This window comes from Zymomonas mobilis subsp. pomaceae ATCC 29192 (assembly GCF_000218875.1).
GTDB classification, from domain to species: Bacteria; Pseudomonadota; Alphaproteobacteria; order Sphingomonadales; family Sphingomonadaceae; genus Zymomonas; species Zymomonas pomaceae.
The window spans coordinates 1,768,697-1,775,000 of sequence record NC_015709.1 but is presented as its reverse complement, the minus strand read 5'-3'; the positions used below and the strand labels follow the sequence as shown (position 1 = coordinate 1,775,000).

7 protein-coding genes (1 of these 7 only partly in view) are annotated in these 6,304 nt (G+C 44.7%); 4 read left to right on the top strand and 3 right to left on the bottom strand.

Going from position 1 to position 6,304, the window contains the following annotated elements; translation table 11 throughout:
- Positions 1-441, top strand: partial view of an aldo/keto reductase gene (locus tag ZYMOP_RS07905; RefSeq protein ID WP_013934804.1) — the end only. The gene continues 612 nt to the left of window position 1, outside the view; only the last 441 of its 1,053 coding nucleotides appear in the window; its start codon lies beyond the left edge, outside the window; it ends in the stop codon at positions 439-441.
- A gap of 59 nt (positions 442-500) precedes the next feature.
- Positions 501-809, top strand: coding sequence for a putative quinol monooxygenase (locus tag ZYMOP_RS07900; protein WP_013934803.1), 309 nt, complete (start codon positions 501-503; stop codon positions 807-809).
- Positions 810-852: 43 nt separating this feature from the next.
- Here the strand turns inward: ZYMOP_RS07900 and ZYMOP_RS07895 are convergent, their stop codons facing one another.
- From ZYMOP_RS07895 to recF, 3 genes are all read right to left on the bottom strand, one after another.
- Complete coding sequence (locus ZYMOP_RS07895; RefSeq protein WP_013934802.1) at positions 853-1,392, bottom strand: DNA-deoxyinosine glycosylase; 540 nt, start codon at positions 1,390-1,392, stop codon at positions 853-855.
- Positions 1,393-1,480: 88 nt separating this feature from the next.
- On the bottom strand, positions 1,481-3,919 hold the full coding sequence (gyrB, locus tag ZYMOP_RS07890; protein ID WP_013934801.1) for a DNA topoisomerase (ATP-hydrolyzing) subunit B: 2,439 nt from the start codon (positions 3,917-3,919) through the stop codon (positions 1,481-1,483).
- Positions 3,920-4,049: 130 nt separating this feature from the next.
- The gene (gene recF, locus ZYMOP_RS07885; protein WP_013934800.1) at positions 4,050-5,195 is read right to left on the bottom strand and encodes a DNA replication/repair protein RecF; all 1,146 of its coding nucleotides are present in this window, start codon (positions 5,193-5,195) and stop codon (positions 4,050-4,052) included.
- 144 nt (positions 5,196-5,339) lie between these two features.
- Between recF and bfr the strand changes: the two genes are divergently transcribed.
- The gene (bfr, locus tag ZYMOP_RS07880; RefSeq protein ID WP_013934799.1) at positions 5,340-5,813 is read left to right on the top strand and encodes a bacterioferritin; all 474 of its coding nucleotides are present in this window, start codon (positions 5,340-5,342) and stop codon (positions 5,811-5,813) included.
- 109 nt (positions 5,814-5,922) lie between these two features.
- Positions 5,923-6,276, top strand: coding sequence for a hypothetical protein (locus tag ZYMOP_RS07875; RefSeq protein ID WP_013934798.1), 354 nt, complete (start codon positions 5,923-5,925; stop codon positions 6,274-6,276).
- The last annotated feature ends 28 nt before the right edge of the window (positions 6,277-6,304 follow it).

Sequence of the window (6,304 nt, the reverse complement as noted above, 5' to 3'; positions counted from 1 at the left end):
GGTTTAGGCTTATTGATCTGGAGCCCACTAGCTGGAGGGCTTTTAAGCGGAAAATACCGTCGAGACCAAAAGCCGCCTGAAGGTAGCCGCCAACTGACCAAATGGGGTGAGCCGCCGGTATATGATCAGGAAAAATTGTACGACATCGTCGAAGTATTGGTAAAAATTGCAGAAGAACGGAAGCTTTCACCCGCTGAAATTTCCTTGGCATGGTTGTTATCTAATCCTGCGGTGACTTCTGTCATTATTGGCGCAAGAACGGATGAGCAGTTAAACTCTAATTTAAAAGCGGCTGAGGTAAAGCTTTCTAATGACGAAAAGGCTTGCTTGGATAAGGTCAGTCAACAGCCATTGCCCTATCCTTTCTGGCATCAGGCAAAAACCGCTAAAGACCGTTTGTCGCCTGCTGATTTGTCTTTATTAGCGCCTTATTTACAATAAAGTTTAGAGTTTAGGACAGCTTTTATGGTAAAGCGTCCTTGTTATTGAAGGAAAATACGATGACAAATGCAATAGATATTGTTGCTTCCGTGCAGGCGAAAGAAGGCCATGAGGCCGAGGTCGAAAAAATCATGAAGGCGGCGGTACCCCCTTCTCGTGCTGAGGCGGGTAATGTGAAATATGACGTTCACAAAGACCTTCAACATAAAGGTCATTTCGTCTTTATCGAACGTTGGGCTAACAACGCTGCGATTGGTGAACATGGTGCGACTCCCCATTTCCAAAAGCTGGTTCATGATCTTGAGCCGATCAGCGATGGTCTGGACGTTGTCTTCTTAGAATGTCTTACAGAAAAAAGTTTAGCTTAAAGCGCACTCTCGAAAATCTCTATAAAAAAGGCAGCATTTTCATTCAGATGCTGCCTTTTTGTTTTCCCCGATCAAAAACGAAAGCACCGGCCCTTAGCCATACTTCTTTTTTACGTTCATAGGCGATGGCATGGGCAGGACTGCTAGAGGGAAGAACACTGCAAGGCAGCGCTGCCATATTGGCTTTTTGCAATGTCTTTTGTCCCAGAGAAGCGGCTTTCTGACCATTAAACGCAATAAGTTTAAGCTGTGGTAAGCGTTCTATAAGCGAGACCAAAGGATTGGGGGTAGCTTCCCGAATGGCACCATCAAGACTACCCTGTCTTTTAGCCGTCGCAATAACGTCCCAAAGACCGATATGATGTTTAAGAAGCGTCATTAAGCGCGCCTCATAAGGAAGATCAACCAAGTTACAACCGAGGATGTCGCCTGTTAAGCGCCAGAATTGATTGCGAGGATGACCATAATATTGCCCCCGTTTTAGGGAGGCTTCTCCCGGTAAACTACCCAAAATCAACAATTCGGTTTCGGCATCAATAACGGGCACAAAACAGCTTAATAATGGATCAGAGGATAAATTCATGTTTCATCTCATTGCCATAAAAGCGAAATAATAAAAAAAGCCGATCTGGTGTGAGATCGGCTTTTCACATTTGAAAAATTATCTGATTTTAAACGTCGAGGTTAGCCACTGAGAGCGCATTTTGCTGAATAAAATCTCGGCGAGGTTCGACAACATCCCCCATCAACCGCGAGAAAATTTCATCCGCGACATCGGCCTGTGCGACCTCAACCTTTAACATCGAACGGTTGGCAGGATCTAACGTGGTTTCCCATAATTGCTCGGCATTCATTTCGCCCAGCCCTTTATAACGGGAAATCGTCAGACCTTTACGGCCAATCGCCAAGATAGCATCAAAAAGTTGAGAAGGGCGGAAGATGTCCCGTCCAGCCAATGGATCAGTTTGCGCTGTTAACGCGACCAAGCGGGCTGGCTTTGCATAGGTTTCGGCTTGTTCCAAAGCTAGACCATGCATTTTTATGGCTTCGGAGGAATGAATGAAATTCCAATCCAAAAGATGCGCATCGGTAACACCACGCCATAAACGCCGGAACAAGTAACCTTCTGGAATAGCCTCTACTGACCAGCGAGATTCCCGACCTTCAGCATCGCTTCGTTCAAGCAGGGTTGCTGTTTTCTGCATCGCTTCGGTGCGAGCATCTTCAGAAAGAGCCGGATTGAGCGCATCCGATAAAGCGGCCATTTCGACAACCGTCGTATCATAGCGATTGGAGACGTATCCCATTAATAATCGCATCCGGCGCGCATGTTCGACCAGCTTTTGAAGATCATTTCCAGAACGGTCACCTTCACCAGTGTGAAGCATCATACTGCTGATGCCACCTTCCATCAGATAGCTATCAAGCGCAGCCTCATCCTTCAGATAAACTTCAGAACGACCACGGGCTACCTTAAAGAGTGGAGGTTGCGCGATATAAAGATGACCATTTTCAATAATGGGTGCCATGTGACGATAGAAAAAGGTCAACAACAAGGTTCGGATATGCGCCCCATCAACATCGGCATCCGTCATAATGACGATTTTATGATAGCGGAGCTTTTCAAGATTAAATTCATCTCGAATACCCGTTCCAAGCGCCTGAATAAGCGTGCCGACTTCTTTAGAAGACAACATACGATCGAGACGGGAGCGTTCCGTATTCAGAATTTTACCTTTTAATGGTAAAATCGCCTGATTGTGACGGTTACGGCCTTGTTTAGCGGAACCGCCTGCCGAATCCCCTTCCACAATAAATAATTCTGATTTTGTCGGATCGCGTTCCTGACAATCTGCCAATTTTCCGGGTAAGGATGCAATATCCATAACCCCTTTACGACGCGTTAATTCACGGGCACGCTTGGCCGCCTCACGCGCCGCCGCGGCATCAATGATCTTTTGCACGATCGTTTTGGCATGGGCCGGATTTTCTTCCAACCATTCGGCCAGCTTATCCGCCATCAAACTTTCAAGCGGTTGACGGACTTCGGAAGAAACCAACTTATCCTTCGTTTGGCTAGAAAATTTCGGATCGGGTAACTTGACCGAAATAATAGCCGTCAGCCCTTCCCGCATGTCGTCGCCGGTCAGCTGAACCTTCTCTTTTTTCAAAAAGCCCGATTTTTCAGCATAGTTATTCAAAGTGCGGGTTAACGCTGCACGGAAAGCGGCAAGATGCGTACCGCCGTCCCGCTGGGGGATGTTATTAGTGAAGCACAGCACTTGTTCGTAATAACTGTCGTTCCATTCAAGGGCAACTTCGATACCGACATCGTCACGGTCACCTTGAATAGCGACAGGTTCAGGAATTAAAGCTGTTTTTGCCCGATCCAACCATTTCACAAAAGCGGCGATACCGCCTTCATAGAAAAGCTCGACTGTCTTAGGCTCTTCTGGTCTCGTATCGGTCAGTTGTAACCGAACACCCGAGTTCAAAAAGGCAAGTTCCCGATAACGATGCTCTAATTTACTGAAATCAAATTCGGTAATTTTAAAGGTCGCAGGTGAAGGTAAAAAACGCACCTTAGTGCCCCGTTTACCGGCTGCTTCGCCAACAATTTCCAAGGGTTTGACAGCCACACCATGCTCAAAACGCATACTATGCTCAAAACCATCCCGCCAAACCGTTAATTCAAGATATTCACTAAGCGCATTAACAACGGAAACCCCGACCCCATGGAGACCGCCCGACACTTTATAGGCATTACTATTGGTATTGTTATCGAATTTACCACCGGCATGAAGTTGGGTCATAATGACTTCCGCCGCCGAAACGCCCTCTTCTGGATGAATACCTGTTGGAATGCCCCGTCCATTATCTTCAACCGATACGGAACCGTCATTATAAATAGTGATTTTTATCAAATCACAATAATCGGCTAATGCCTCATCTATAGCATTATCGGATACTTCAAACACCATGTGGTGCAAGCCTGATCCGTCGTCAGTATCGCCAATATACATACCGGGCCGTTTGCGGACGGCATCGAGCCCACGCAGAATCTTGATAGAGCCTGCATCATAATCGTTATTCTGTGTTGATGTTGCCATATCTTCTTATAGCTGTCCGTTGTTAATAACCCAAGCAAAAGCCAGCTGTTTTTAAAGGGAAAAGGCTGTTTTATAAAAGCCTAAACAAAAACAGCTATACTTTCGGGAAGGTCGCCGTGTTTATCCGACTTTACCGTGTGATAATATTCTGTCCTGTCAGATGAAAATAATGAGCTGTGTTACCTGCCTTTTCAAAAAGAGATGATTCGGTTCCGCTCATCCATACTTGGCCGCCAATATCCCTTAGACGATCAAATAAGATTTCTCGGCGTGAAGGATCAAGATGAGCAGCGACCTCATCTAACAGCAATATCGGCGGCTGACCGTTTTTTTCAGTTACCAGCGCGGTTTGTGCCAAAATAAGCCCAATTAATAATGCCTTTTGTTCCCCAGTTGATGTTTGAGAAGCGGGCATATTTTTGGCATGATGTGTAACGATCATTTCTGCCCGATGGGGGCCATAGAAGCTGCGTCCTATAGTGGCATCACGGGCCCGACTTTGTTGCCATATCTTTTGTAAGTAAGCCGTTAAGTCAGCCTTATTTTCAAAAAAACCTTCATTTTCAAGCCCAGCTTCCTCTGGTAATCCATGCTGTAGCGTTAATAAGGCGCGTGCAAAGGGCCCGCTTTGTTGTGTGGCTATTTTTTCTGTCAACTCCGTCATCCATCGGTGACGGGCTTCTATAATAGCGGCAGCCGGCTCGGCCATGGCCAGCTCTAATCCGTCAAGCCATAACGGGTCATAGCCTTTTTCATCCGCTAACAGACGATTACGTTGACGCATGGCCGCTTCATACCGTGTATAGGAACGCGCATGAGCCGGAAAAAGGGTAAGGGTTAATCGATCCAGAAAACGACGACGTCCTGAAGCGCCCTCGACCAAAAGCCTATCCATAGCAGGAGTAAGCCATAATATCCCCAGCCATTCCGATAAACGATTAGCCGAAGTCGGCACACCATTGATTCTGATACGGCGGTTTTGAGGTAATTCTGTGGGTAATCCAACCCCTATAGTAATAGGTTCTGTGGTCAAGGCAGACGTTTCGCTTTGGATGTGGGCCGATATAGCAAATCCGCCATCCCCTTCCCGACGGATAAGATCAGAAAGGGCACTTCCCCGCAAACCTCGTCCCGGTGACAGCAAAGAAATAGCCTCCAGAATATTGGTTTTTCCAGCCCCGTTTTCGCCTGTCAGAATGACTAATCCGGCACCCATTTCGACCGTTGTATGCGCGTGAGATCGGAAATTAGTAAGAGAAAGACGGGATATAATCACCTAAAATCCTAAAAAGTTTCAGAAATCCTGACCGTTACAGAGATCACTAAAAGTATAAAATAATAATATTTCCAAAAAAATATTAATATAATAAGCTAACCAAACTCTATTGTTTAATAAATAAGTTTAAGGAAGGCAAAGTCTATGGCTACAGATCCTAAAATTATCGATTATCTTAATCGCCAGCTGACGAATGAATTAACGGTCATCAATCAGTATTTTCTGCATGCACGCACCTTAGAGCATTGGGGCGTTTCGGTATTAGCCAGAAAAGAAGCTGAAGAATCAGTCGAAGAAAGAACCCACGCAGACTGGTTAATCGAGCGTATCTTTTATCTGGAAGGCATACCTAATTTACAGCGTTATGACACCATTTTTGTCAGCGATACGGTCGAAGCTGTTTTACAAAATGACCTAAAAATGGAAGAAAAAGCTGTCAGCGATCTACGGGAAGCTATTTCTTATGCTGAAACCATTCAGGATTTTGTCTCACGTGACTTATTCCTAAAAATTCTGGTTTCCGAAGAAAATCATATCGATTTCCTCAAAACACAACTGAATTTGATTAAACTTATGGGGCTTGATCGCTATATTCAGCTTAATTCCGATCCGGCTTAATTATAAATATAGGGATTAAACGGCTCTATTAAAAGCTTTTAAACAAGTATTTAAGTGCCGCTTAATCCCTGTTTTTATCAAAAAAAAGAATCAAAAATAAGAAGATGAAATGCTTAAAATATGGGTGTCCGGCATTTCACTGATTGCCGCTATGATCACTTCTTTTCAGATTGAGGCGTCTGCCCATTCTTCTTACCGCTATAGAAGATCGGGTATCATGCGTAACTATGCCTCTTCCGGCTATGTACGCGGTTATAGCCGTTCTGGATATAGTTCTCATTATAACCGATCAGGCTATACACCGCATTATAGTTATACCGGCTATAACCATGGCTATAATCCGTATAATCATAACCCCTTCCGATATAATCATGATTACAATCATTTAGATAAACAGTTTTTCTATCCGTCTTATCCTTGGCATTCTTATTCTGCCAATAGAAACCAATATACCCCCAGATAAAGTCTTTCCTTTTTAATATTTGGAATAA

Excerpts from the sequence above, each read along its gene's own strand:
- ZYMOP_RS07875 (WP_013934798.1), top strand. The coding sequence starts at position 5,923 with ATGCTTAAAATATGGGTGTCCGGCATTTCACTGATTGCCGCTATGATC.
- ZYMOP_RS07895 (WP_013934802.1), bottom strand. The coding sequence starts at position 1,392 with ATGAATTTATCCTCTGATCCATTATTAAGCTGTTTTGTGCCCGTTATT.
- ZYMOP_RS07900 (WP_013934803.1), top strand. The coding sequence starts at position 501 with ATGACAAATGCAATAGATATTGTTGCTTCCGTGCAGGCGAAAGAAGGC.
- bfr (WP_013934799.1), top strand. The coding sequence starts at position 5,340 with ATGGCTACAGATCCTAAAATTATCGATTATCTTAATCGCCAGCTGACG.
- gyrB (WP_013934801.1), bottom strand. The coding sequence starts at position 3,919 with ATGGCAACATCAACACAGAATAACGATTATGATGCAGGCTCTATCAAG.